At 36.8% G+C, this 25,859-nt stretch carries 19 protein-coding genes; 15 read left to right on the plus strand and 4 right to left on the minus strand.

Features of this window, described 5'->3' with window-relative positions; genetic code table 11:
• Positions 1-9: 9 nt before the first annotated feature.
• Complete coding sequence (gene adcA / locus AT689_RS03035; RefSeq protein WP_000724085.1) at positions 10-1,515, plus strand: zinc ABC transporter substrate-binding lipoprotein AdcA; 1,506 nt, start codon at positions 10-12, stop codon at positions 1,513-1,515.
• A gap of 1,119 nt (positions 1,516-2,634) precedes the next feature.
• Here adcA and AT689_RS03040 read toward each other — a convergent pair.
• Entirely contained in the window at positions 2,635-3,408 is a 774-nt protein-coding gene (locus tag AT689_RS03040; RefSeq protein ID WP_000588555.1) for a DeoR/GlpR family DNA-binding transcription regulator, read from the minus strand.
• Positions 3,409-3,583: 175 nt separating this feature from the next.
• On the opposite strand from AT689_RS03040, the gene AT689_RS03045 reads away from it, so the two are divergent.
• The 12 genes from AT689_RS03045 (at position 3,584) to AT689_RS03100 (ending at position 21,473) form a co-directional block, all read left to right on the plus strand.
• Positions 3,584-4,987: a rhamnulokinase gene (locus AT689_RS03045; RefSeq protein ID WP_000388545.1), complete on the plus strand. Its 1,404-nt coding sequence runs from the start codon at positions 3,584-3,586 to the stop codon at positions 4,985-4,987.
• A 28-nt stretch (positions 4,988-5,015) separates the two neighbouring features.
• A complete protein-coding gene (locus tag AT689_RS03050) occupies positions 5,016-6,308 on the plus strand; it encodes an ABC transporter substrate-binding protein (protein WP_001036443.1) in 1,293 nt (430 codons plus the stop codon).
• 86 nt (positions 6,309-6,394) lie between these two features.
• A complete protein-coding gene (locus AT689_RS03055; protein WP_000057516.1) occupies positions 6,395-7,324 on the plus strand; it encodes a carbohydrate ABC transporter permease in 930 nt (309 codons plus the stop codon).
• Between the two features lie 2 nt (positions 7,325-7,326).
• Positions 7,327-8,166 carry a carbohydrate ABC transporter permease gene (locus AT689_RS03060; protein ID WP_001812774.1) on the plus strand — a complete coding sequence of 280 codons (840 nt, stop codon included), beginning with the start codon at positions 7,327-7,329 and terminating at the stop codon, positions 8,164-8,166.
• Positions 8,163-9,482, plus strand: coding sequence for an alpha-L-fucosidase (locus tag AT689_RS03065; RefSeq protein ID WP_000683273.1), 1,320 nt, complete (start codon positions 8,163-8,165; stop codon positions 9,480-9,482). Before AT689_RS03060 ends, AT689_RS03065 begins: the two co-directional genes overlap by 4 nt.
• Positions 9,483-9,487: 5 nt before the next feature.
• Entirely contained in the window at positions 9,488-11,359 is a 1,872-nt protein-coding gene (locus tag AT689_RS03070; RefSeq protein ID WP_000687803.1) for an alpha-galactosidase, read from the plus strand.
• A gap of 21 nt (positions 11,360-11,380) precedes the next feature.
• Positions 11,381-13,597 (plus strand): alpha-galactosidase, encoded by a 2,217-nt coding sequence (locus tag AT689_RS03075; protein ID WP_000158268.1) that lies wholly within the window; start codon positions 11,381-11,383, stop codon positions 13,595-13,597.
• Positions 13,598-13,607: 10 nt separating this feature from the next.
• Positions 13,608-16,625, plus strand: a complete 3,018-nt coding sequence (locus AT689_RS03080) for a glycoside hydrolase family 98 domain-containing protein (protein ID WP_001841832.1) — start codon at positions 13,608-13,610, stop codon at positions 16,623-16,625.
• 14 nt (positions 16,626-16,639) lie between these two features.
• Positions 16,640-17,368 (plus strand): class II aldolase/adducin family protein, encoded by a 729-nt coding sequence (locus tag AT689_RS03085; protein WP_000076093.1) that lies wholly within the window; start codon positions 16,640-16,642, stop codon positions 17,366-17,368.
• A gap of 12 nt (positions 17,369-17,380) precedes the next feature.
• On the plus strand, positions 17,381-19,147 hold the full coding sequence (locus tag AT689_RS03090) for an L-fucose isomerase (protein WP_000614274.1): 1,767 nt from the start codon (positions 17,381-17,383) through the stop codon (positions 19,145-19,147).
• 145 nt (positions 19,148-19,292) lie between these two features.
• The gene (locus AT689_RS03095; protein WP_000190409.1) at positions 19,293-20,444 is read left to right on the plus strand and encodes an iron-containing alcohol dehydrogenase; all 1,152 of its coding nucleotides are present in this window, start codon (positions 19,293-19,295) and stop codon (positions 20,442-20,444) included.
• A 144-nt stretch (positions 20,445-20,588) separates the two neighbouring features.
• Positions 20,589-21,473 carry an SPFH domain-containing protein gene (locus AT689_RS03100; RefSeq protein ID WP_001808444.1) on the plus strand — a complete coding sequence of 295 codons (885 nt, stop codon included), beginning with the start codon at positions 20,589-20,591 and terminating at the stop codon, positions 21,471-21,473.
• 36 nt (positions 21,474-21,509) lie between these two features.
• Here AT689_RS03100 and AT689_RS13325 read toward each other — a convergent pair whose 3' ends face one another.
• On the minus strand, positions 21,510-21,848 hold the full coding sequence (locus AT689_RS13325) for a hypothetical protein (RefSeq protein WP_000693415.1): 339 nt from the start codon (positions 21,846-21,848) through the stop codon (positions 21,510-21,512).
• Between the two features lie 203 nt (positions 21,849-22,051).
• On the opposite strand from AT689_RS13325, the gene AT689_RS03110 reads away from it, so the two are divergent.
• Entirely contained in the window at positions 22,052-22,303 is a 252-nt protein-coding gene (locus AT689_RS03110) for a YSIRK-type signal peptide-containing protein (protein ID WP_000657758.1), read from the plus strand.
• Positions 22,291-22,506 (plus strand): ZmpA/ZmpB/ZmpC family metallo-endopeptidase, encoded by a 216-nt coding sequence (locus AT689_RS03115; RefSeq protein WP_000501059.1) that lies wholly within the window; start codon positions 22,291-22,293, stop codon positions 22,504-22,506. Before AT689_RS03110 ends, AT689_RS03115 begins: the two co-directional genes overlap by 13 nt.
• A gap of 479 nt (positions 22,507-22,985) precedes the next feature.
• On the opposite strand, the gene AT689_RS03120 is transcribed toward AT689_RS03115, so the two are convergent.
• On the minus strand, positions 22,986-24,317 hold the full coding sequence (locus tag AT689_RS03120) for a dipeptidase (RefSeq protein ID WP_000686956.1): 1,332 nt from the start codon (positions 24,315-24,317) through the stop codon (positions 22,986-22,988).
• Positions 24,318-24,338: 21 nt separating this feature from the next.
• Positions 24,339-25,850, minus strand: coding sequence for a YfcC family protein (locus tag AT689_RS03125; RefSeq protein WP_001290372.1), 1,512 nt, complete (start codon positions 25,848-25,850; stop codon positions 24,339-24,341).
• Between the last annotated feature and the right edge of the window lie 9 nt (positions 25,851-25,859).

Below are 25,859 nucleotides of genomic sequence, written 5' to 3' on the forward strand. Positions count from 1 at the left end.
GAGACGAACGTGAAAAAAATTAGCTTATTACTAGCCAGTCTATGTGCCTTGTTTTTAGTGGCTTGTTCCAATCAAAAACAGGCAGATGGTAAACTCAATATCGTGACAACCTTTTACCCTGTCTATGAATTTACCAAGCAAGTCGCAGGAGATACGGCTAATGTAGAACTCCTAATCGGTGCTGGGACAGAACCTCATGAATACGAACCATCTGCCAAGGCAGTTGCCAAAATCCAAGATGCAGATACCTTCGTTTATGAAAATGAAAACATGGAAACATGGGTACCTAAATTGCTAGATACCTTGGATAAGAAAAAAGTGAAAACCATCAAGGCGACAGGCGATATGTTGCTCTTGCCAGGTGGCAAGGAAGAAGAGGGAGACCATGACCATGGAGAAGAAGGTCATCACCATGAGTTTGACCCCCATGTTTGGTTATCACCAGTTCGTGCCATTAAACTAGTAGAGCACATCCGCGACAGCTTGTCAGCAGATTATCCTGATAAAAAAGAGACCTTTGAGAAGAATGCAGCTGCCTATATCGAAAAATTGCAAGCCTTGGATAAGGCTTACGCAGAAGGCTTGTCTCAAGCAAAACAAAAGAGCTTTGTGACTCAACACGCAGCCTTTAACTATCTTGCCTTGGACTATGGACTCAAACAAGTCGCAATCTCAGGACTTTCTCCAGATGCAGAGCCATCAGCTGCTCGCTTGGCAGAATTGACAGAGTATGTCAAGAAAAATAAAATCGCCTATATCTATTTTGAAGAAAATGCCTCACAAGCCCTTGCTAACACACTTTCAAAAGAAGCAGGTGTCAAAACTGATGTCCTCAATCCTTTAGAAAGTCTGACAGAAGAGGACACCAAGGCTGGAGAAAACTACATTTCCGTGATGGAGAAAAACCTCAAGGCTTTGAAACAAACAACAGACCAAGAAGGCCCAGCAATCGAACCTGAAAAGGCAGAGGATACCAAGACAGTCCAAAATGGTTACTTCGAGGATGCAGCTGTCAAGGACCGCACCTTGAGTGACTATGCAGGTAACTGGCAATCAGTTTATCCTTTCCTTGAAGACGGCACGTTTGACCAAGTCTTTGACTACAAGGCTAAGTTGACTGGTAAGATGACCCAGGCTGAGTACAAGGCTTACTATACAAAAGGCTATCAGACAGATGTGACTAAGATTAACATTACTGATAATACTATGGAATTTGTTCAAGGTGGACAAAGCAAGAAATACACTTACAAGTATGTCGGTAAGAAAATTTTGACTTACAAGAAAGGCAATCGTGGCGTGCGTTTCCTCTTTGAAGCCACAGATGCTGACGCTGGACAATTCAAGTATGTTCAGTTTAGTGACCACAATGTTGCCCCAGTTAAGGCAGAACATTTCCATATCTTCTTTGGAGGCACAAGCCAAGAAGCCCTCTTTGAAGAAATGGACAACTGGCCAACCTACTACCCAGATAACCTATCTGGCCAAGAAATCGCCCAAGAAATGTTGGCGCATTGATGAGAAATCGACTAGTTCATAAGAGCTAGTCGGTTTTTTGATACTAGATGGCTAACTTCATTATAGACCTTTCAGAACTTTAAACAATAAATAAAACTCTTGAAATATCTGGGCTTATATGCTAGAATGTAGTTAGTGTATAAGGTTCATTAGAACACCAAAGCCCCTAACTAGTGCCATAGTTAAGGGCTTTTTTGACGTATCTTAGCGATTTAACGGGTGTTTATAGGCTAGTCAGTCGGTCTACTTCTTACCATCTAGCCATTTGCAGACGAAATACAAGATAATTCCAGCTATAACATCTGCTATAATAGTAAGAGCAAGCTCTGGTATAAGGCTCATTAGTTTCACCTCCTCTCACGAACCCATAGGAACGTAATCGGTAACCGATGACAAAAATAGTATACCACACTAAATTTAGATCATCAACCTCACTTAATGCTTGAACTATTGTAGATTATATGCTAAAATGTAGTTAATTGATAAGGTTCATTAGAACACCAAAGCCCCTAACTATGGCCGTAGTTAAGGGCTTTTTTGACGTATCTTAGCGATTTAACGGGTGTTTATAGGCTAGTCACTCGGTCTACTCCTTACTATCTAGCCATCTGCAGACGAAATACAAGATAATTCCAGCTATAACATCCGCTATAATAGTAAGAGCGAGCTCTATGATAAGGCTCATTAGTTTCACCTCCTCTCACGAACCCATAGGAACGTAATCGGTAACCGATGACAAAAATAGTATACCACAATATATTTAGATCATCAAGGTCACTTAATTCTTGAAATATAGGGTCTAGGCGACAAAGTCTTTAAAATCAGAAAAACGCATAATATCAGGTGTGCAAAAACTTGATACTATGCGTTTTATTGTGGGAAGGTTTACTCCATTTTCTCCTGAAATTGAGTTTTTGTCCAGCCTCTGTTTTTAGAATTGCTAAGAAAATAATGTCATGTGGTGAATATTTGTAAATCAGTCAGCAGACAGAACGAATACTCTTCGAAAATCTCTTCACATCATGTCAGCTTCGTCTTGCCGTGTCCATGGGGGACTTGACTTGATCAGTTTTCAAATCTGTACTTTGAGCAAGCTGAGACTAGCTTCCTATTTGATTTTCATTGAATATCAGAAACCCATTCTCCATCAAATAATTCGACTGCGTCTAATAATTTTTGATCTGGCACGGTGTCAGAAATAAAGGTTGTGTATTTGGATAGGGGATTAATTTTAAAAAATCCAGTCTTGTAAAATTTAGAGCTATCAATCAGTAAGATGGTTTCATGGGCTTTGTCAATAATATTCTTTTTTGAAATAGCTTGGCTGAGAGAAGCTTCATAAACATATTGGTCATCAATACCTCTTGCTGAACAAAATGCTAAATCGATATTAAAATGATCTAATAAAGAATTTTCCTTATCGTAATTGACCACGGAACAGGATTGATGTTTGACCTCGCCAGATGTGATAAAGATTTTGGAGCTATCTTTAACAGTTTCAGATAGGGTTTGTGCAGTATGTAAACCATTTGTAAAAATAATCAAATTATCAAGTTCAGAAAGATAGGGACAAAGTTCGTAGACAGTCGTACTGGAATCCAGATAAACACACATACCTGACCGAATAAAGTCTTTAGCGAGACTAGCGATTAGTCTTTTTTGCCTAGTACTTTCTCCTTCCCGTATTTGATGAGAAAGTTCAATTGTGTTCATAGAGGACAGGGTCACGTATCCGTGCTTTCTTTTGATAAGACCTTGATTTTCTAAGAAAATTAAATCACGACGTAAGGTACTTGTGCTGGAGAAAGTGATTTCTGCCAGCTCTTTTACGGCAATTCTTTTTTTCTTTTTAATAATTTCAATCAATTCAAGTACACGTTCATCTTTTATCATAAGCTCCTCCTAATTTATCATTTCAACTATATTATAGCACAAATTGGAGGAATTTGAATTATTTTTATGAATATTGGGTTAACATTTGAACATTATCCAAGTAAGCGTTCATATATTGAAAAAATAAAATGTGGGGATTATAATAAACTTAATCAAGGACGAAGAGAGAAGAAAAATGGAAGCGGTTTTAGCAATAGATTTAGGTGCGACTTCTGGAAGAGCAATCGTTGGTTACCTTTCTGAAAATAAACTAGTAATGGAAGAAATAAATCGCTTTTCTAATCTACCTATTAGAGTAAAAGGGCATTTATCTTGGGATATTGACTTTCTACTAGCTAAAATTCTTGAAAGTATCCGCTTGGCTAATACTAGTTACAAGATTTTATCTATCGGTATTGACACATGGGGAGTTGATTTTGGACTGATTGATAATGAAGGTAAGCTGTTATCACAACCTGTTCATTATCGTGATGAAAGAACAAAGGGAGTGTTAAAGGAAATATCTGAAATGACTGAATTAGAAAAACTGTATTCAGAGACAGGAAATCAGATTATGGAGATAAATACCTTGTTTCAACTCTTTAAGGCACGTCAAGAATCTCCTGACTCTTTCTATAAGACCAATAAGATTCTTTTAATGCCAGATTTGTTTAATTATCTCTTGACAGGTAAGTTTGCTACAGAAAAAAGCATTGCTTCAACAACTCAATTATTTGATCCTAGGAGTCAAAATTGGAATCAGAATATCTTAAAACTATTTGAATTGGATTCATCTTTACTTCCTGAAATTGTTTCAGAGGGAAATGTTCTTGGAAGGATAAAAGAGGAGTATGGTTTAGGCGATATTCCTGTTGTGAATGTTTGTAGTCATGATACAGCAAGCGCGATTGTCTCAGTACCTAAGACAGAAGGTAGTTTATTTATTTCATCAGGTACTTGGTCTTTGGTTGGAGTGGAACTTACTTCACCGATTCTTACTACCGAATCCTTCAGTTATGGATTTACAAATGAAGTCGGTAAAGATGGAGTGATTACATTTCTGAAGAATTGTACAGGGTTGTGGATCATAGAGGAACTAAGACGTTCATTTGAACGAAGAGGGAAAGCCTATTCTTTTGATGATATTAGGACAATGGTGGAGAAAGAAAAAGAAAATCTTCCTCTGATTGATACTGAATCAACTGAATTTGCAACAGAATCTGATATGCACAAGACTTTGACAGAATATCTAGCTTATCATCATGAAACTAGAGAGTGGACAGATGGACAACTATTTAAGATTGTTTATGAAAGCCTAGCTGAAACGTATAGGAAAGCGATAGAGTTACTAGAAGAACTAACTCATAAGGTTTATAAGAGGATATATGTGATTGGAGGAGGTGCTAGAGCCAGTTACTTTAACCAAATGATTGCTGATAGAACTGGTAAAGAGGTTCTTACAGGTTCGACTGAGGGTACAGCTGTGGGGAATATTGTTGTGCAGCTATTGAGTCAAGGTAAAATAAACGAGGATACAGAGTTAAAGGATATTATGACAAATATTGCTGATACAAAATATTATTATCCTCAGCTATCATAAACAAAAATAAAAAAACGGAGGTTTTGTCATGAACAAAAAAAGTCTTTTGAAATGCGCTGTTATCGGGTTAGTAGCTACCTTTGGTTTAGCAGCTTGTGGAACATCTAAGGATGCAAGCGGTGGAAGTTCTTCTGGTAAAGAAGTATTAGAATTTTATCATGGGTATCATCATAGTGAAGATGAATGGCCTGTAGCGAAGACTATGCGAGATTTATATGATAAATTTGCAGAAGAACATAAAGATAGTGGTGTAGAATTTAAACCAACTCCTGTAAATGGTGATTTGAAGGATATAATGAATAACAAGGTTGCTAGTGGTGAATTTCCTGATGTGATTGACCTAGCAGGTAATGCAGTATCATTAGCTGCGATTGAACAAAAACTTGTTTTAGATTTGAAACCATATATCGATTCAAATAAGCTTGAAAAAAATGTTGGTTTGAACTATAAGCAAAACCAAAAAGATGGAAAAATTTATACAGTTCACGAACAGTTATTTACAATGGGTTTGTGGTACAACAAGGACATATTTGCAAAAGCGGGTGCTAAGACACCTGAGCAGTGGAATACTTGGGATGATTTCACTCAGGCAATGGCAAGCATTAGAAAACAAGATGGAGTGTATGCATTTGGTGCTGGAGAACCATCTATTCGCTTGTTTAATACAGTATTAGGAACCACAGAAAATGGACGTAAATTATTAGATAAACCATTAACAAAAGAAGGAATTGAATCTAAAGAATTTGCAGATGCTTTGAAAATGGTTATGAAAGAAATTCAAGCTAATGGTTCTAAGAATGCTGGTGGCGATGCCAATGCTTATTCCAAAGATTTCCAAGAAGGTAAATCTGCAGTATTCTTTAATGGTGTGTGGGCTTCTGGTGAGATGTCTAAGAACCCAAGTCTTGCACCTGGAATCTATCCTGCAGGTGTAGCAATTAGTTCTTCTGGAGGTGGTATCACTATCTCAAGTAAGATGTCTGAAGCTAAACAAAAACTAGCTCTTGAGTTTTTGAAATATATGACTAGCGATGATGTACAAAAAGTAATTTTTGAAAAAGTAGGAGCAAATCCTTCTAATGAAAATGTAAATGTAAAAGAACTTTCAGAAAAGAGTTCAGAAGCTACTACTAAAATTTTAGGACAAGCAATCACTCAAGTTAAGAATGCAAAAGCAGTTGTTCCAACTGTAAGTGATGTTTGGGGTGGCGATGTACACACAGCTATTATCAATGCATTGACAGAAAGTGCTGCTGAAAATGTAGATGTTGATCAAAAAGTAAAATCTACTCAAGATGTGTTGAAATCATTGATTGGTTAATTGTTTTAGGGAGTGAAAACGAAGCTCAGTTGGCACTGCCAACTGAGCTTGATTTTACTTATATAGTTGAAAAAAGGAGTTTGTTTATGGCACAAAAAATTATGAGCCTACAAAATAGGAAGAATCAAAAAAGACGATTTATCTTTTTATTTCTTTTGCCAACGTTGATTTGTTTCTTTCTATTTTATTTTTATTCTGTAGTAACAATCTTTTTAACTTCATTTGCTAAATGGGATTATACAAATTTAAACACCCCTGAGTTTCTTGGATTTGATAAATTATTTGAAAATTATAGGTATGTTTTTAAAGAATACCCATTTTTTACAGAAGCTCTAATTAATTCTGTTCGTTGGGCTGTAATTGGTGTTATTATTCAAGTTCCTTTAGCTGTATCTGTTGCAATTACATTATCTAAGAAATTAAAAGGCTGGAAGATATCTAGGAATCTTTATATTGTACCAAGTATCATTTCTAGTGCTGCTATGGGCTTGATTTTTCTTCAAATCTATAATCCAAACTATGGTGTTGTTAACCAAATTATTCATCTATTTAATCCATCGTTTAAAGATTCAGTACTGTTGACTCCAGGATTAAATATAGTAGCTATGACTGGCGCTTATATCTTCTTTGCAGGAGCATCAACCATTATGATTCTTGGGCAAATTTTTGCTATTCCAGAAGAAGTTCAAGAAGCTGCTATTTTAGACAATATTACTGGTTGGAGGAAAGAGTGGTATATTACGATTCCGATGATTAAGGGGACAATTAAAACTGTTTCAATTATGGCAGCAACTTCAGGATTTTTGCTCTATAACGAAGTATTCTTTTTGACAAATGGTGCTGCAGGAACAAAAAGTATCAGTTTTGTTATTCGAGAATTAGCAGTGGCTAGCTCACGAACTCAGTATGCTCGTGCAAATACAATTGGAGTTATACAAATCTTAGGTGGAATGTTGATTATCGTTTGTATTAATATTTTATTCAGAGAAAGAAAAAGACTGAAAGGTGGGAAATGATTATGAATACACATATAAATGGTATTAGTAAAAAAGGCAAAGTTCTTATATATGGTTATATGCTCCTTACCATTTTAATTTCTATTTTCCCTATTGCGTGGATTTTTTTATCATCATTAAAAGCAGATCCTATGAAAAATCCAGGTATTAGTTTACCGACTGACTTTACTCTTGAAGGTTATATAAATGTTTTTACAAAACTTCATGTTTTTACTTACTTTTGGAATAGCTTTAAAGTAGTGTCTATATCAGTTATTATTAGCATTGTTATGATCTCCATGTCTTCATATGTTATTGCTAGGATGGAATTTAGAGGGAAGAAGTTGGTGACTTCTATGCTGTATTCTACTCTATTTATTCCAGCAACAGCTATGACTTTTCCAGTTTATAGATTAGTAAATGAGTTGGGGATTTATAATACCCCAGTTGCTCTAATTCTGGTCTACTCTTGTAGTGGAATTGCTATGAGTTTCTTTATTATAAAGAACTATTTTGAAATTATTCCAAAAGAATTGGAGGAGGCAGCAGAGATTGATGGTGCGACATATGCTCAAACTTTTTGGAAAGTGATGTTGCCAATTGCTAGACCAGGAATTTTAACAGCAGCAGTACTTGCCTTTATTAATAACTGGAATGAATATTATTGGGCATCTATGTTGGTGATTGATAAAAATGAATTAACAGTACCAGCATTACTAGGTCAATTTACTACAAGTTTTAATACTAATTATAATGGTCTATTTTCAGCTATTGTTGTAATCGTATTACCACCAATCATTCTATTCGCATTTACAAGTAAATACTTCATTGAAGCTTTAGGAGGAGGAGCAGTAAAAGGATGAAACATACACTTGAAACTATCAATAGTAGAACTCAGTGGTTTAGAGAAGCAAGATTTGGGATGTTCATTCATTGGGGGTTATATTCTATTCCAGGAAAAGGGGAATGGATTCGTAGTCATCAGAAATTACCTATTGAAGATTATGAACCATATTTTCGAGCTTTTGATCCTAAGGAATATAACCCTAGAGAATGGGCTAAACAAGCAAAAGCTGCAGGGATGAAGTATATGGTTTTAACGGCTAAACATCATGATGGGTTTTGTTTGTTTGATTCAAAATTTACAGATTATAAAGCAACAAATACACCTGCAGGTAGAGATTTAGTTAAAGAATTTGTAGATGCTGTTCGAGCTGAAGGTTTAAAAGTAGGCTTATATTTTAGTTTGATTGACTGGCACCATCCTGATTTCCCTAAATATGCTGATCTAAATCATCCAATGAGAGGAAATGAAGCCTATCGAGATGAGAAAATTAACTTTGACAGTTATTTGGAGTATTTGCACAATCAAGTTAAAGAAATTGTAACTGGTTATGGTCAGATTGACATATTATGGTTTGATTATTCTTATGAAGACATGGTGGGTGAAAAATGGGGAGCTTCAAAATTAATAGACATGGTTCGTCATTATCAGCCAAACGTTATCGTAGATAATAGATTAGAAACATCAGGTGAAGGATTCGGAAGTATCGTTACAGATGAAATTACCTCTTACGCTGGAGATTTTGTTAGTCCAGAGCAAATTGTTCCTCACGAAGGTATTCGAAACTTTAAAGGTGAACCTGTTCCTTGGGAACTTTGTCTAACTATGAATAACAATTGGGCTTATAATCCTACAGATTATCTATATAAGTCTAGTCAAACTTTGATAAGAAAGTTAGTGGAATGTGTTAGTAAAAACGGAAATATGATTCTTAATGTAGGCCCAGATGCTTTGGGAAGAATTAATGATTCAAGTAAGAAAATATTAGATAATTTTCATCGATGGATGTCTCGAAATGGTGAGGCAATTTATGGATGTAGTGGAGATGAAAATTTACCAAAACCAGATTGGGGATACTATACTCGTAATGGAAATACGGTTTATGCTCATGTATTTGAACAACCTATAGGTCCTTTAGCTCTTCTTGGTATTAGTAAAGAAAACGTAAAAAGAATGAGCTTTCTTCATGATGGAAGTGAGGTGAAAATTTCAGAAAGCTGGACGACCAATGCCTACAAAGGAATTTGTTTTGCACAGTTTGGAGAAGTTCCACATTTTACCTATCCATTACCAGACTTGATTGATAGCGTAATCAAAATTGAGTTGAGAGAGTAGTTTATATGAAAATTGAAAATAAAAATGTAAGACGTAATTTCTTTTGGGGAGATGGTCGATTTTATACTACTGATATCGTAAACAAACGGGCAGGAGTAATGATAAAAAATGTTTCGAAAGAAGAATTTACCATTACATTGGAGAATGGTATAAGACTTTCTTCAAATCATTTTTCAGCAATCGTTAGGGAAGAGGGAGATACGCGAATTCAGGTTTCTTTTGTTTGTCCTTCCATTCGTTTACGTTTAATCTTTGAATCGAGGGATGATGTTCTTTCGAAGCAATTAGTTTTAGAATCATCTACTGAGGTTATTAAATCTGTAGAGGTAGAGAGTTTTGAGTTTGAAACAGAAGACAATATTTTCTATCCGAAAAGACAAGATTGTATTAAGGAAATGGCGAATTTTTCCGGTTATTATGTAGAATTGGGACAACCTGTTTATGCGAATTCTTTATTCTTAGGAATGGAATTTCCAATGTCTGAAAACAAGGTAGATGGTAGACACTATGTATCAAGATATTACTTGGGAACTGTTGTAAATCAAGAAAAGAGTTTGTGGTCTTGTATTATTGGGGGAGCATGTTCTTATAAAAAAGAAGAGATTCAAGAGGCATTTTTTGAATATGTTGAAGGAATAGCTCAACCTAGTTATTTCCGTAAACAGTATAATTCCTGGTATGACCATATGACCGATATTACAGAGGAAGGTATTTTAAAAAGTTTTTCTGAGATTCGAGATGGATTTGAAAATCATGGAGTTCATTTAGATGCTTATGTTGTTGATGATGGTTGGACAAACTATCAATCAGTTTGGGAATTCAATCATAAATTCCCAAATGGTTTGAGAAATATTAAACATCTTGTAAATGGATTTGGTTCAAGCCTAGGATTGTGGATTGGTCCCCGAGGTGGTTATAATGGGACAGAAATCATTATGAGTGATTGGTTAGAAGCACATCCAGAGTTAAATATTGGATCTAAAAATTTGATTTCAAATGATGTAAACGTGGCTGATTTTAACTATCTCAATCAAATGAAGAAAAGGATGTTGGAATATCAAAAAGAATTCGATATCAGCTATTGGAAAATTGATGGCTGGTTACTTCAACCTGACAAACCTGATAAGAGTGGACCGCACGGTATGTATACCATGACAGTGGTTTATGAGTTCTTAATTCAACTGTTGATAGATCTAAGAAAGGAGAGAGGAGGAAAAGATTGTTGGTTAAACTTGACTTCTTATGTAAATCCTAGTCCATGGTTTTTACAGTGGGTCAATAGTTTATGGATTCAAATATCTCAAGATGTAGGCTTTACAGAGAATGCAGGTAATGATATCAATCGTATGATAACTTACCGAGATATTCAGTATCAAGAATTTTTGGAAAAACGTGAGATACAGTTACCTATGTGGTCGCTTTATAATCATGAACCAATCTATGCTGTCAGTGCAAATACCTGGTACATGGATCATCAAATGTTTGCATCAATACCAGATTTTGAAGCTTATCTATTATTTATTTCAACAAGAGGGAATGCTTTTTGGGAGTTTCACTATTCTTTTGATATGTTTGATGAAGAACGCTGGAAAGCCAATGCTCGTGCCGTCAAATGGATAGAGGAGAATTATCAAACACTAAAATATAGTAAAAAAATAGGAGGAAGTCCTGAAAAATTTGAAATTTATGGTTATAAGTGTCACAATCAGAAGACTTCTACTGAAATTCTCTCTCTGAGAAATCCTGCTCAGATTAAACAAAAAATAAAAATAGAGAATCTTTCGATAGAGAATTTTACCAGAGTAATTGGAGATTTTACTATTCAAGAAGATGAGATAGAATTGGCACCGTACTCTATCGTGATACTGAAGAAGTAAAGAAAAAATTGTGAGGTAGAGATGACGATTTATATTAATAAGGACGAGACCGTTTTTCATTTGGCAATGAAAGATAGTAGTTATATTTTTAGAATTTTAGAAAATGGGGAACTTCAACATCTACATTTTGGGAAAAGGATTCATGTCAAGGAAAATTATAACCAATTGATGGCCTATGAAAAAAGAGGATTTGAAGTATCTTTTTCTGAAGAATTTGAGGATATTCAACAGTCTATGATACAAAATGAATATTCTTCATATGGGAAAGGAGATTTTCGGCATCCAGCCTTTCAAGTTCAAGGAATGAATGGTAGTAGGATAACGACACTAAAATATCAAGGTTTTGAACTTGAAAAAGGGAAAAATCGTCTTAACTCTCTACCTTCAACATTTGATGATATTGGTCAGTGTGCGGAAACATTAACGATTATTTTAACAGATTCCATATTAGATTTAACTGTTAGACTAAATTACACAATTTTTCCGGAATACAATGTCTTAGTTAGAAATACGGAATTTTTAAATAATAGCAATAATAAGTTGACTCTTTTGAAAGCAATGAGCTTACAGCTAGATCTACCTGATAGTCAATATGACTTTATTCAATTTTCTGGAGCATGGCTGAGGGAACGTCAGTTATATAGAACTTCGCTTAGACCAGGTATTCAAGCAATAGATAGCTTGAGATACTCATCAAGTCCTCAGCAAAATCCTTTCTTTATGCTATCAAGGAGGGAAACTACAGAGCATAGTGGTGAGGTTTATGGTTTTAACTTTATCTATTCTGGAAATTTTCAAAATATGATTGAAGTTGACCATTTTGACACCGCTAGAGTAACGGTAGGAATAAATCCAGTAGAATTTCGTTTTTTATTAAATCCTGCCGAAAGTTTTGTGACACCAGAAGCAATTGTGATCTATTCTGATCAAGGGATGAATCAGATGAGCCAACAACTATCAGATTTTTATCGACATCATTTAGTTAATCCTAATTTTTCTCAAGCTAGTCGTCCTATAATACTCAATAGTTGGGAAACATTTTATTTTGACTTGAGTACAGAAAAAATTTTAGATTTAGCAAAGGCTGCTAAAGATTTAGGGATAGAATTATTTGTACTGGATGATGGTTGGTTTGGTCATAGGAAAGATGACAAAAGTTCTCTGGGTGATTGGGTAACAGATAGAAGTCGCCTTCCTGAAGGTATTGGATTTCTTGCAGATGAAATTCACAAAATAGGTTTACAATTTGGTTTGTGGTTTGAGCCTGAAATGATTTCTATTGATAGTGATTTGTACAAGAATCATGCCGATTGGACTATCCATTTGTTAGACAGAGAGAAGTCAGTAGGAAGAAATCAATATGTGTTGGATTTGACGAGACAGGAAGTTGTTGATTACCTTTTTGATTCTATTTCTAAAATCATAATCAAAACAAATCTGGATTATATCAAATGGGATATGAATCGTCATATAACAGATATTTATAGTATTGAACTTGATTCTGAACAGCAGATGGAATTTGGTCATCGATATATCTTAGGTCTTTATCAGTTATTAGATCGTTTAATAACTAAGTTCCCTTCAGTTCTATTTGAATCTTGTTCTTCAGGTGGTGGACGTTTTGATTTAGGACTTATGTATTATGCACCGCAAGCGTGGACGAGTGATGATACGGACCCGATAGAAAGATTGAAAATTCAGCATGGAACTTCTTATGGATATTCTCCATCAATGATGACAGCCCATGTTTCTATTTCTCCAAATGAACAAAGTGGAAGACAAACGAGTTTGGACACTAGGACAAATGTAGCTTATTTTAGTTCTTTCGGTTATGAATTAGATGTTACGAGATTGTCGGTAGAAGAAAAAGAACAAGTGAGAGAACAAATTCAGTTTTATAAAAAATATCGTTCATTGTTTCAATATGGGGATTTCTATAGGATAAACAGTCCTTTTAGTTGTGATTCTGCTAGTTGGCAAGTTGTTTCAAAAGATAAATGCCAATCGATTTTATTGTATGCTCAATTGAATAGTAAGTTGAATCCAGGTTATACAAGAGTTTATTTTAGTGGTTTAGATAAAGATAAATGCTATTCCGTCTCTAGATTTGATGAGTTCTTTTATGGAGATGAATTAATGAATGCTGGAATAAAAGTCAGTTTAAGTAATTTAGCACTTTGTGTTCCAGAATATCTTACAAAATTATTTGTTATTGAAGAAGTTGTATGTAAATATTGAGGAAATAAAAATGGAAAGTAAAAAAATAGCAAAACAGATTTTAATAGCTACGGCTGTTTTAACAAGTTTTTTAGGAAGTAATTTGGTTTATGCAGATGTAGTTCAAAGTAATTCTAATAACAGAGCTAGTACTGAAACTGCTAGAGTAACAGGGAATAACTTAGAAAAACTTATTACTAAAGATAAAGAAATTGATAAAGAGATGACATATCTTTCAGATATGGATTGGTCTTCTGCAACTCATGGTGATATAGATAAAACAAAAACAGTACAAAAAGATGCTCCATTTACAACAGGAAATAAAGGAGAGCATACTAAGATTTCATTGCTCACTTCTGATGATAAAGTTAAATATTTTGATAAAGGAATAGGAACAGTCGCAGATTCTCCATCAGTAATCAGCTATGATATCAGCGGTCAAGGGTTTGAAAAATTTGAAACTTATATAGGAATTGATCAAAGTGCTAATAGTTCTAGATCAGACCATGCAGTAGTGGATAGAATAGAAATAGAAATTGATGGAAAGGTTGTCTATTCTAGTAGTGTAACTAATCCAGAAGGATTCAGATATAATACCCAGGCACAATTTATTAGTGTGACAATTCCACAAAACGCTAAAAAAATATCCTTAAAATCATTCGCAGGAGAACATACATGGGGTGATGAGGTTGTATTTGCTGATGCTAAACTTATTAAAACTGTTAGTACTCAAACTATAACTCCAGATCTTCTTAATAAAGGAATTAATGGAGGAGTATATCTTTCTGATTTAGAATGGGTTGATGCTACTCATGGTGATGACGATAAATCAAAAACAGTTCAGAAAGATAAACCGTTTACACCTGGTAATAACGGGTCTAATAATAAAATAAAATTACTAATTGACGGTAAGGAAGTCGAATTTAATAAGGGATTGGGAACTGTAGCAAGCAACCCGTCTAGTATAAAATATGATGTTTCGGGTGCTAATGTTACAAGATTTATTTCCTATGTCGGAATTGATAGGAGCGCCAATCATTTAAATTCAGATTACGCAGATATTCAAAAATTTGAAGTTGTTGCGGATGGTAAAGTCATTTACTCATCAGATTCAAAATATCCAAAAGGAATTAAGTATGATACATCGGCATTTCTGGTTGATGTTGAAATTCCCAAAGATACACAGACAATAGAACTTAAATCATATTCAGGGAAACATACATGGGCTGACGAATTGGTTTTAGGTGGAGCCTTGTTTATGGCAAATGGTAAATTTAAGAATCCTAATGATTGGTCAGAAGTTGATAAACGTCGTGAAATTAATAATGAACATCCGTTACTTATGATGCCTTTATATGCTAACGGAGAAGAGTTTAACCAAGGGAAATATACTTTTTGGGGAGGAGATACATTAACAGGTAAGTGGGAGAATATACCAGATGACTTAAAACCATATACTGTTATACAGTTACATCCAGATGATCTTCCTAAAAGAGATGGAGCTGCTAGAGATTTTTATGAACATATGTTAGAAGAAGCAGCGAAATATGTAAATCCTAAGACTGGAAAAAATGAACCAATTCCAGTTATTCTGACGGTTTACACTGCTGGTAATATGCCTTATTATACTTCGGCACATTGGTTAAGTACCAGCTGGATTGATAAAATGTATCAAAAATATCCAAATTTGCATGGTATTTTCAGTACAGAGAATTATTGGATTTGGGCAAATGATATTGAAAATAAGGCGGCAGATTACTTAAAAGTATCAGCTAAAAATGGAGGATATTTTATATGGGCTGAACAAAATAATGGTTCTGCAATAGAAAAAGCATTTGGAAAAAACGGTAAGATAGCATTTCAGAAATCTGTTGATAAGTACTGGAAGAACCTTATTTTCATGTTCAAAAATACACCTGCTGCTGAGGGAAATGATTCAACTACAGAAAGTTATATGAAGGGACTTTGGCTTTCAAATCATACTTATCAATGGGGTGGTTTGATGGATACTTGGAAGTGGTATGAGACAGGTAAATGGAAACTGTTTGCAAGTGGTAATATCGGAAAAAGTCAAGGAGATAGACAATGGTTGACTGAACCAGAGTCTATGCTAGGAGAAGAAGCTTTAGGGGTTTACCTTAATGGAGGTGTAGTTTATAATTTTGAACACCCAGCTTATACCTATGGTGTAAATAATAAAGAAAGCTTACTCTTTAGCGAAGTAATAAAAGAATTTTTTAGATATGTAATAGCGCATCCAGCACCATCCAAAGAAAAGGTACTTGAGGATACAAAAGTATTCATACATGGAGACTATTCAAATAAAGGAAATGGTAAGTTCTTTGTAAACGTAAATACTGATAGAGAACAAACTCCATTATACATGACTGGTCGTTATAATGTTATTCCAGCTATTCCAGGTGTTTTAAAAACAGATAAATTGAAAGAGTCTGTTTCTGGTAGCCGTATTCAGATTAAGGAAATCACTTCTCCGGAATTTAGCTCTACTCAGGCTAGAAAAGAATACTTAAATAAGCTGTATCCTATGAATTATGAAGGAGATATCTTTGCTCAGAAATTAGATAATAGATGGTTTGTCTATAATTACAAGGTAAATGAGAATGTTAAACAGACTGGGAAATTAAAATTTAATTCTTTAGAAATGGATGTTGAATTTGAACCTCATACCTATGGTATTTTTGAGAGAATAAGTAATGGATTGAAAGTGAATTTAAATAATTTTAGAACAAATAAAGATTCACTATGGTCTAATGCTCAAGATGCAAATCAGGCAAAGAAACTACCACAATTGACCAAGAAAGGTGCGATTAAGTGGATTGAAGAACATTATATCAAAGATACTCAGTTTGGAGAGAAAAGGGTTACAAAGATAGTATTAAGAGGTATAGATAAACTTCCTACTATTCATTCATTATCAGGAACAAATAATTCCTATGATCAGCCATCTCTCAATTTTGATCAGAAAAATCATATGGTTACTATTACCATTAACAGTAACGGAAATCTTGAATTCGAACTTCATTTTTAGAAAGGAGTGAGTTTATGTCTCAAGATGAAAAATTAATTCGTGAACAGATTTGTGATGTTTGTCATAAGATGTGGCAACTTGGTTGGGTTGCTGCTAACGATGGGAATGTATCTGTTCGATTAGATGAGGATACCATTCTTGCAACACCTACTGGTATCAGCAAAAGTTTTATTACACCAGAAAAGCTGGTGAAGTTAAATCTTAAAGGAGAGATTTTAGAAGCAGAAGGTGATTACTGTCCTTCTAGTGAAATTAAAATGCACATTCGGTGCTACGAAGAACGTGAGGATGTCCGTTCAGTTGTTCACGCGCATCCACCGATTGCAACAGGATTTGCTCTTGCACACATTCCTTTAGATACTTATTCACTAATTGAGAGCGCGATTGTGGTAGGGGCAATTCCTATAACGCCATTTGGAGTTCCGTCTACAATGGAAGTGCCAGAAGCAATTACACCTTATCTGCCCGATCATGATGTCATGCTATTAGAAAATCATGGAGCTCTGACTGTCGGAAGCGATGTAATTACAGCATACTACCGTATGGAAACTTTAGAATTAGTCGCAAAGACAACCTTCCACGGAAGAATGTTACTTTCTACAAAGGGCATTGAGGAGCAAGAAATTGCTCGTCCGACTTTAGAACGTCTATTCTCAATGCGAGAAAATTATAAGGTTACAGGTCGTCACCCAGGCTACCGTAAATATAATGGAGATGGTAGTATGAAAGAAACAGAAAAATAAGAGGAAAATAGTATGATTCAACATCCACGTATTGGTATTCGTCCGACTATTGATGGTCGTCGTCAAGGTGTACGCGAATCACTTGAAGTGCAAACAATGAACATGGCTAAAAGTGTGGCAGATTTGATTTCAAGCACATTGAAATATCCAGATGGGGAACCTGTGGAATGCGTGATTTCTCCATCTACCATTGGTCGTGTTCCAGAGGCTGCGACTTCCCATGAGTTGTTTAAAAAGTCAAATGTTTGCGCAACAATTACAGTTACACCATGCTGGTGTTATGGTAGTGAAACTATGGATATGTCTCCAGATATTCCTCATGCTATTTGGGGATTTAATGGGACAGAACGCCCAGGAGCTGTCTATCTTGCAGCTGTACTAGCTTCACATGCTCAAAAAGGGATTCCAGCCTTTGGGATTTATGGTAGAGACGTCCAGGAAGCTAGTGATACAGCTATTCCAGAAGATGTCAAAGAAAAACTTTTACGTTATGCGCGTGCAGCTCTTGCAACTGGCTTGATGAGAGACACTGCTTATCTATCAATGGGTAGTGTTTCGATGGGGATTGGCGGTTCTATTGTAAATTCAGATTTCTTCCAAGAATACTTAGGAATGCGAAATGAATCGGTAGATATGACGGAGTTCACACGCCGTATGGACCGTGGTATTTACGACCCTGAAGAGTTCGAACGTGCGCTCAAATGGGTGAAAGAAAACGTAAAAGAAGGATTCGACCATAACCGTGAAGACCTTGTTTTAAGCCGTGAAGAAAAAGATAGACAATGGGAATTTGTTATTAAGATGTTCATGATTGGACGTGACTTAATGGTTGGTAACCCAAGACTTGCTGAACTTGGTTTTGAGGAAGAAGCAGTTGGTCACCATGCTTTAGTAGCTGGTTTCCAAGGTCAACGTCAGTGGACAGACCATTTCCCAAATGGGGACTTTATGGAAACTTTCCTCAATACTCAGTTTGACTGGAATGGTATTCGAAAACCATTTGTATTTGCGACAGAGAATGATTCACTAAATGGTGTGTCTATGCTCTTTAATTATCTATTAACAAATACTCCACAAATCTTTGCTGATGTGCGTACTTATTGGAGCCCAGAGGCTGTTAAACGTGTAACGGGACATACTTTAGAGGGTCGTGCTGCAGCTGGCTTCTTACATCTAATCAATTCTGGTTCTTGTACATTGGATGGTACAGGTCAAGCTACTCGAGATGGCAAACCTGTTATGAAACCATTCTGGGAGTTGGAAGAAAGTGAAGTGCAGGCTATGCTTGAAAATACAGACTTCCCACCAGCAAACCGCGAATACTTCCGTGGAGGAGGATTCTCAACTCGTTTCTTGACGAAGGGGGATATGCCAGTAACAATGGTACGTCTCAATCTTCTAAAAGGGGTTGGTCCAGTGCTACAAATTGCAGAAGGTTACACACTTGAACTTCCTGAAGATGTTCACCATACTTTAGATAATCGTACAGATCCAGGATGGCCAACTACTTGGTTTGCTCCACGTTTGACAGGAAAAGGTGCTTTCAAGTCTGTCTATGACGTCATGAATAATTGGGGAGCTAATCATGGAGCCATAACATATGGACACATTGGAGCAGACTTGATTACCTTGGCTTCTATGTTGAGAATTCCTGTCAATATGCATAATGTACCTGAGGAAGATATCTTTAGACCTAAAAATTGGTCCTTATTTGGAACAGAAGATCTAGAATCAGCAGACTATCGTGCATGTCAGTTGTTGGGACCACTACATAAATAAAACTTGTTTATATAGGAGGTGAACTTACGTCCCTCCTATCCTTTTAAAAAGATTTGTTAAACAATTCACAAATAATTGAAAACGAATACAAAAAGTAATATAATGATGTTAAATAGATAGCGCGGAGGCGCAGGAGGAAAATTATATGGCTACATTTTATGTTCCGGCAGTCAACCTTATTGGTAAAGGTGTTGTAAATGAAGTGGGTCCTTATATCAAGGAACTTGGCTATAAAAAGGCACTTTTGGTTACAGATAAGTACATCGAAGGCAGTGATATTTTGCCTAAGGTTTTAAAACCACTGGATACAGAAGGAATCGAATATGTCATCTTTAGCGATGTAGAGCCAAACCCTACTTGTAAAAATGTCACAGATGGGGTAGCTGCTTTGCAAGAACATGGCTGTGACTTTATCATCAGTCTTGGCGGGGGTTCTCCACAGGATGCAGCTAGTTGTATTTCTATCATGGCTATAAATGGTGGAAAACCACAGGATTATGAAGGGCTTCATAAGTCTGCTAAAAAAGGCTTGCCAGTTGTGGCTATCAATACAACGGCAGGAACTTCTGCAGAAATTACCATTAACTATGTGATTACTGATGAAGAACGCAAGGTTAAGATGGTAATGGTTGACAAGAATAGCCTTGCCTTGATTTCTGTTAATGACCCTGAATTGATGATTTCAAAACCTCAAGCCTTGACTGCTGCTACTGGTATGGATGCTCTGACTCACGCTGTTGAAGCTTTGGTAACACCTGGTGCTTATGATGTAACCAAGAAACTGTCTATTGGTGCTATTGAGCTTATCAAGGAATATCTTCCTCGTGCTGTAGCAAACGGACATGATATTGAAGCGCGTGAAGGTATGGTCAATGCCATCTTCCTTGGTGGTATGAGCTTTAATAATGCTGGTCTTGGCTATGTTCACTCAATGGCTCACCAACTCGGTGCAGTATATAATTTGCCACATGGTGTTTGCTGTGCCATGTTGCTACCAGTTATAGAACGTGAAAATGCTAAACGTGTACCAGAAGCTTTCCGCAATGTTGCCAAAGCCTTGGGACTTCATGTAGAAGGTAAATCAGATCAAGAATGTGCCGATTATGCGATTGCTGAGATTGAGAAGCTTTCTGAGACAGTAGGTATTCCTAAGAAACTGACTGAACTTGGTATTGAAGAAAAAGATTTCGACTTTGAATACCTTTCTAAGAATGCCTTGATTGATGCCTGCGCACCAGGAAATCCATTTATGCCAACCTTAGAAGAAACGATTGCCTTTTATAAAGAGTTATTTTAGCAAGAGATTGGACGACAATAGGACAATTCACCTCTAATTATTGACATTTCAGGAAAAATCGCAGTAAAAACGGCACAGCCTTCTTTAAATGTGCTATAATACTAGAAAAATACTTGTGGAGGTTCCATTATGGCAATATTTTTCATGATTTTTCTGATTGTTTGTGTGCTCCTATTGGTGATAGTCACACTGAGTACAGTTTATGTGGTTCGTCAGCAGTCGGTGGCGATTATTGAACGCTTTGGGAAATACCAAAAGGTTGCTAATAGCGGTATTCATATTCGCTTGCCTTTTGGGATTGACTCGATTGCAGCACGGATTCAGTTGCGCTTGTTGCAAAGTGATATTGTGGTTGAGACTAAGACCAAGGACAATGTGTTCGTTATGATGAATGTAGCGACTCAGTACCGTGTCAACGAGCAGAGCGTGACAGATGCTTACTATAAACTCATACGTCCAGAATCTCAGATTAAATCTTATATCGAAGATGCTCTTCGCTCTTCTGTTCCAAAATTAACCTTGGATGAATTGTTTGAGAAAAAAGATGAGATTGCCCTTGAGGTTCAACACCAAGTAGCAGAAGAAATGACCACTTACGGCTACATTATCGTGAAAACCTTGATTACCAAGGTCGAACCGGATGCAGAAGTTAAGCAATCCATGAATGAAATCAATGCGGCGCAACGTAAGCGGGTCGCAGCACAAGAATTGGCGGAAGCTGACAAGATTAAAATTGTCACTGCAGCTGAAGCCGAAGCAGAAAAAGACCGCCTTCATGGTGTGGGGATTGCCCAACAACGTAAGGCGATTGTGGATGGATTGGCAGAGTCTATCACCGAACTCAAGGAAGCCAATGTTGGCATGACAGAAGAACAAATCATGTCTATCCTCTTGACCAACCAGTATTTGGATACCTTGAATACCTTTGCCTCTAAAGGAAATCAAACTATCTTTTTACCAAATACGCCAAATGGTGTGGATGATATCCGTACACAAATCTTGTCAGCCCTTCGCGCTGAGAAGAAATAATAGACTAATACTCTTCGAAAATCTCTTCAAACCACGTCAGCGTCGCCTTGCCGTATAGATGTTACTGACTTCGTCAGTTCTATCTGCAACCTCAAAACAGTGTTTTGAGCTGACTTCGTCAGTTCTATCTGCAACCTCAAAACAGTGTTTTGAGCTGACTTCGTCAGTTCTATCTGCAACCTCAAAACAGTGTTTTGAGCTGACTTCGTCAGTTCTATCTGCAACCTCAAAACAGTGTTTTGAGCTGACTTCGTCAGTTCTATCCACAACCTCAAAACGGTGTTTTGAGCTGACTTCGTCAGTCTTATCTACTACCTCAAAACGGTGTTTTGAGCAACCTGTGGCTAGTTTCCTAGTTTGCTCTTTGATTTTCATTGAGTACAAAGAGCTTGGTAACAGGCTCTTTTTGTATTGCGTTTATTAAGAAAAACAAAAAACATCGATATACATTTAACTAAAAATTATTGTATGTTATCTCCCTTAATTAGGAATGATAAGGGAATAACTAGAAAGATTTGTGAATACAAACTATTTCTGATATACAAAATATACAGTAATAATGAATGATGGGAGATGGGATGAAAGAATTTCAATTTGAGAGAAAGCAGCGTTTTTCTTTGAGGAAATATGCAATAGGAGCTTGTTCGGTCTTGCTAGGAACGAGTTTATTTTTTGCTGGTATGGGTGCTCAGCCTGTACAGGCTACAGAAACGAGTTCAGCACTAATTTCAAGTCATTATTTGGATGAGCAGGATTTATCTGAAAAGCTGAAATCTGAGTTGCAATGGTTTGAATTAGAAAACAAGCTTTTGAACTTATGGGAGCATTAGGTTACTATGAAGGATTTGTTCCTTATGTTTCAAATCAATACAAAAACCAAGCTGAAGAAGAAGGCAAACCGCTATCTGATAAATATATTTTCGAAAAAATCTTAGGAAAAACATATGCAGCCTTCAAAAAAGATCAAATTAATGAGCGTGTCGAGAAATTAGGTAAGTTAAAACCTATTACAATAAATTACAACGGAAAATAAGAAGTAATTGATAGTAAAGAAAAATTACAAGAGCTTATGAATAAAGCCGTTAAAGATGAAGTGGCTCAAATATAATAAAATGAAATAAGAACAGGACAAATCAATCAGGACAGTCAAATCGATTTCTAAAAATGTTTTAGAAGTAGAGGTGTACTATTCTAGTTTCAACATACTATAAAATCAGGCAATACAACGGCTAAAAAGTTTGAGTTTATCGAAATACCAGTGCAAAAACTGAAAAAAGCGATTTATAAAGCTCATCTCAAAGATTCAGATGACTTTAAACCAGAAACATCCACATAAATCTTTTTGAAAGCTGTTTGAAGCTTTGTTCTTACTTTCTTAGTTCATAGATCTGAACTTTATCTTCATAATTCAATTTCATAATAAAACACCCCAAAAGTTAGATTTATTCTGTCTAACTTTTGGGGTGCAGTTCATTAATCGGTCGATTTTTTTTTGTAGAAACAGTTGCCTGATTAAGTTGCAAGTCGATAGACGGCTTCGGCATAAATATCCATAGCACGGTACAAATCTTCTAGAACGGCACATTCATTTGCCTGATGTTCTGTCTGCTTCGCTCCTGGGAATAAGGCGCCGAAGGCTACACAATTTGGCATGGTGCGAGCAAAAGTGGCACCACCGGATGAAATAGCAGGACTGTTATCGCCAGTCTTTTCTTGGTAGATTTGCATCAGTGTGCTAACGAGTTTACTGTCTTTTGCGACGTATAGAGGCGCTAGATAGTCAAACTCTTCGTAGCGGAGTTGGTAGTTTTGTGCACATCTTGTAAGCAACTCTACTAGTTCTTCCTTGTCAGCTAAGACAGGAGTCCGAATGTCAATACGGATTTCAGAACGTTCATGATTGATCATGAGACCTGCGACATTAAAGGATAGGTGACCAGAAGGTTCATCTGCTATATCACCAAAGATTTGTCTTCCTGTGCCGTCTTGACCTGCTTGTGTTACAAGAAAACTGAGAGCAGGGTGTTCTTGGAGAGGAGCAAGAATGGTAGCTAGTCGGATGACAGCATTGATACCTTGACTAGCATCCTTAGCATGCTTTGGCACTCCGAGAACCGTTACGGTTTGTTCAGTGGTTTGGTAATCATAACCAGCTTCTTTGAGACCGTTACAAACCTGTTCATAGAGGAGACCTTGGTAGTTGGCCTTGTCTGGTACAACGTTAAAGGCGCCTCCTACTTCAAACTCTAGTTGATCCGATCCAGGGCCATGAAGTTTGACCTGTAGAAGCCCTTTTTCAGCATAGGTCAGAGGAAAAGATGAGTCAGGTGCAAAGCCCATACTGGCCTGTTCTTCGATGGTATTGTAGCGTGCCATGCAGCGCCAGAGGGTTTCCTCATCGGTACCAAAGATAAAGCGTACGCGCTTTTTGAACTGAATACCTTGGTCCAGCAAGCTTTTTACTGCATAGAGAGCTGCGAGCGAAGGGCCTTTATCATCTTGGACACCACGTCCGAATACCCAGCCGTCTTTGATAGTTGCTTCAAATGGCGGTGTCTGCCAATCTGCTTCATCACCTGATGGAACAACATCCAAATGACAGAGAATGGCCAGAAGCTCTGCTCCCTGACCGATTTCTGCATATCCGTAATAACCTTTAGGGTCAAGATAGGTAGTGAAACCTATGTCTCGACAAATCTCTAAAGTTTTTTCTAGGACATCTTGGATTGCTTGTCCAAAAGGTGTTCCATTTTCTCCTTCATTGAGTACTGAAGGATAGGAAATCAAGGTTTTTAATGATATAAGAAATTCATCTTTAACTTGATTTGTTATATCTATTTTCATGGAATCACCTCACTCACTATTTTATAGGAATGGAAGGAAGGTTCCAAGGAGAAGAAGGGCGATGGTCACTACAATAATAGCGACTACGAGTTTGCCCATGAATTTCCACCAAGTACCAATGTTGATACGTCCAAGTGCAAGAGCTCCCATCACAATACCAGATGTTGGTGCAATCAAGTTCAAGACACCTGAAGCAGATTGGTAAGCAGTGATAATCAAGCTAGGACGGACATTTACAAATTCTCCAAGTGGAGCCATGATACCCATAGTTGCGCTGGCAAGACCAGATGAAGATGGGATCAAGAATGACATAGGTAGATAGAAGATATAAGTTACAACGATAAAGACTTGTGAAGATAGACCGCTCAAGCCTTCTTTACCCCAGTTGAGGATTGTATCGGTAATCATACCGTCGTTCATGATAACTTGAATACCACGAGCAATCGCTACGATCAAGGCAACACTGAGCAAGTCAGCAGCACCATTCATGAAGGAAGAGATAATCTTATCTTCTTTAAGACCATAAATAACACCAATCAGGATACCCATAAAGGCAAAGAGCATTGCGCCTTCTGGGAAGTACCAAGTACCTAGTGCAGAAGTAGATGAACCGACAATATTACCAATAACTGGAAGACCAGTCAACCAAGCATTAAAGTCATCAAAAATGGTAACGCCAAGGTCTGTCCATGGAATGAAGCTCAATACCATCAAGATGAATGTCAACACAAATAAGAAGAGAACTGATTTTTGTTTGCTGCTAAGTGTAGATTCTACAGATGAAGATTCTTCTACGTTAAAGTGTTTCAAATCTTCTTTGCGAGTACTATAAACCAGTGACTTAGTCGGATCTTTTTGAATCTTATCCGCATAACGGTAAACAAACCAAGTACTAAGAGCAGTCAAGGTAACCCAGAAGATCAGACGAAGTACGATACCGTCCCCTGTACCAACTCCCGCAGTCGCTGAAGCAATACCTGTCGCAAATGGATTCAGAGTAGATGCCAAACAGCCGATTTGAGAACCGAGCAAAATAATTGCAACACCAGTCAGGCTATCAAAACCAACGGCCATCATAACTGGCACAAGGAGTGGATAGAAGGCCATTGTTTCTTCCCCCATACCATAAGTTGTACCACCGAGGGCAAACAAAGGCATCAGTACCAAAATTAACATTTTTTCGCGGCCCTTATACTTCTTCACGATAGAGGCAATCCCTACGTCAAGAGCACCAGTTTTGTTGACAATGCCAAGGAAACCACCAACCATAAGGATGAAGAAGGCTACATCAATCGCTGCGCTCGTTTCTTTAATGAGCGAACCTTCCTCTGGATGAGTACCTAGCATAGCCCGAATCGGTGCCATGAGGACATCCCAAATCCCTTGTGGATTTTGAGGCTGAGCCTCGTAAATACCTTCTATAAAGGCCCCCGCAGGGATAAACCAAGTTAGCACTGCCATAATAGCAATGATTATCAATAATACGGTGTAAGATGAAGGCATCTTAAACCCTTTTTTAGCTTTTTCACTCATTTGTTTTTC

It is taken from the genome of Streptococcus pneumoniae, assembly GCF_001457635.1.
In the GTDB taxonomy this organism is placed as follows: domain Bacteria; phylum Bacillota; class Bacilli; order Lactobacillales; family Streptococcaceae; genus Streptococcus; species Streptococcus pneumoniae.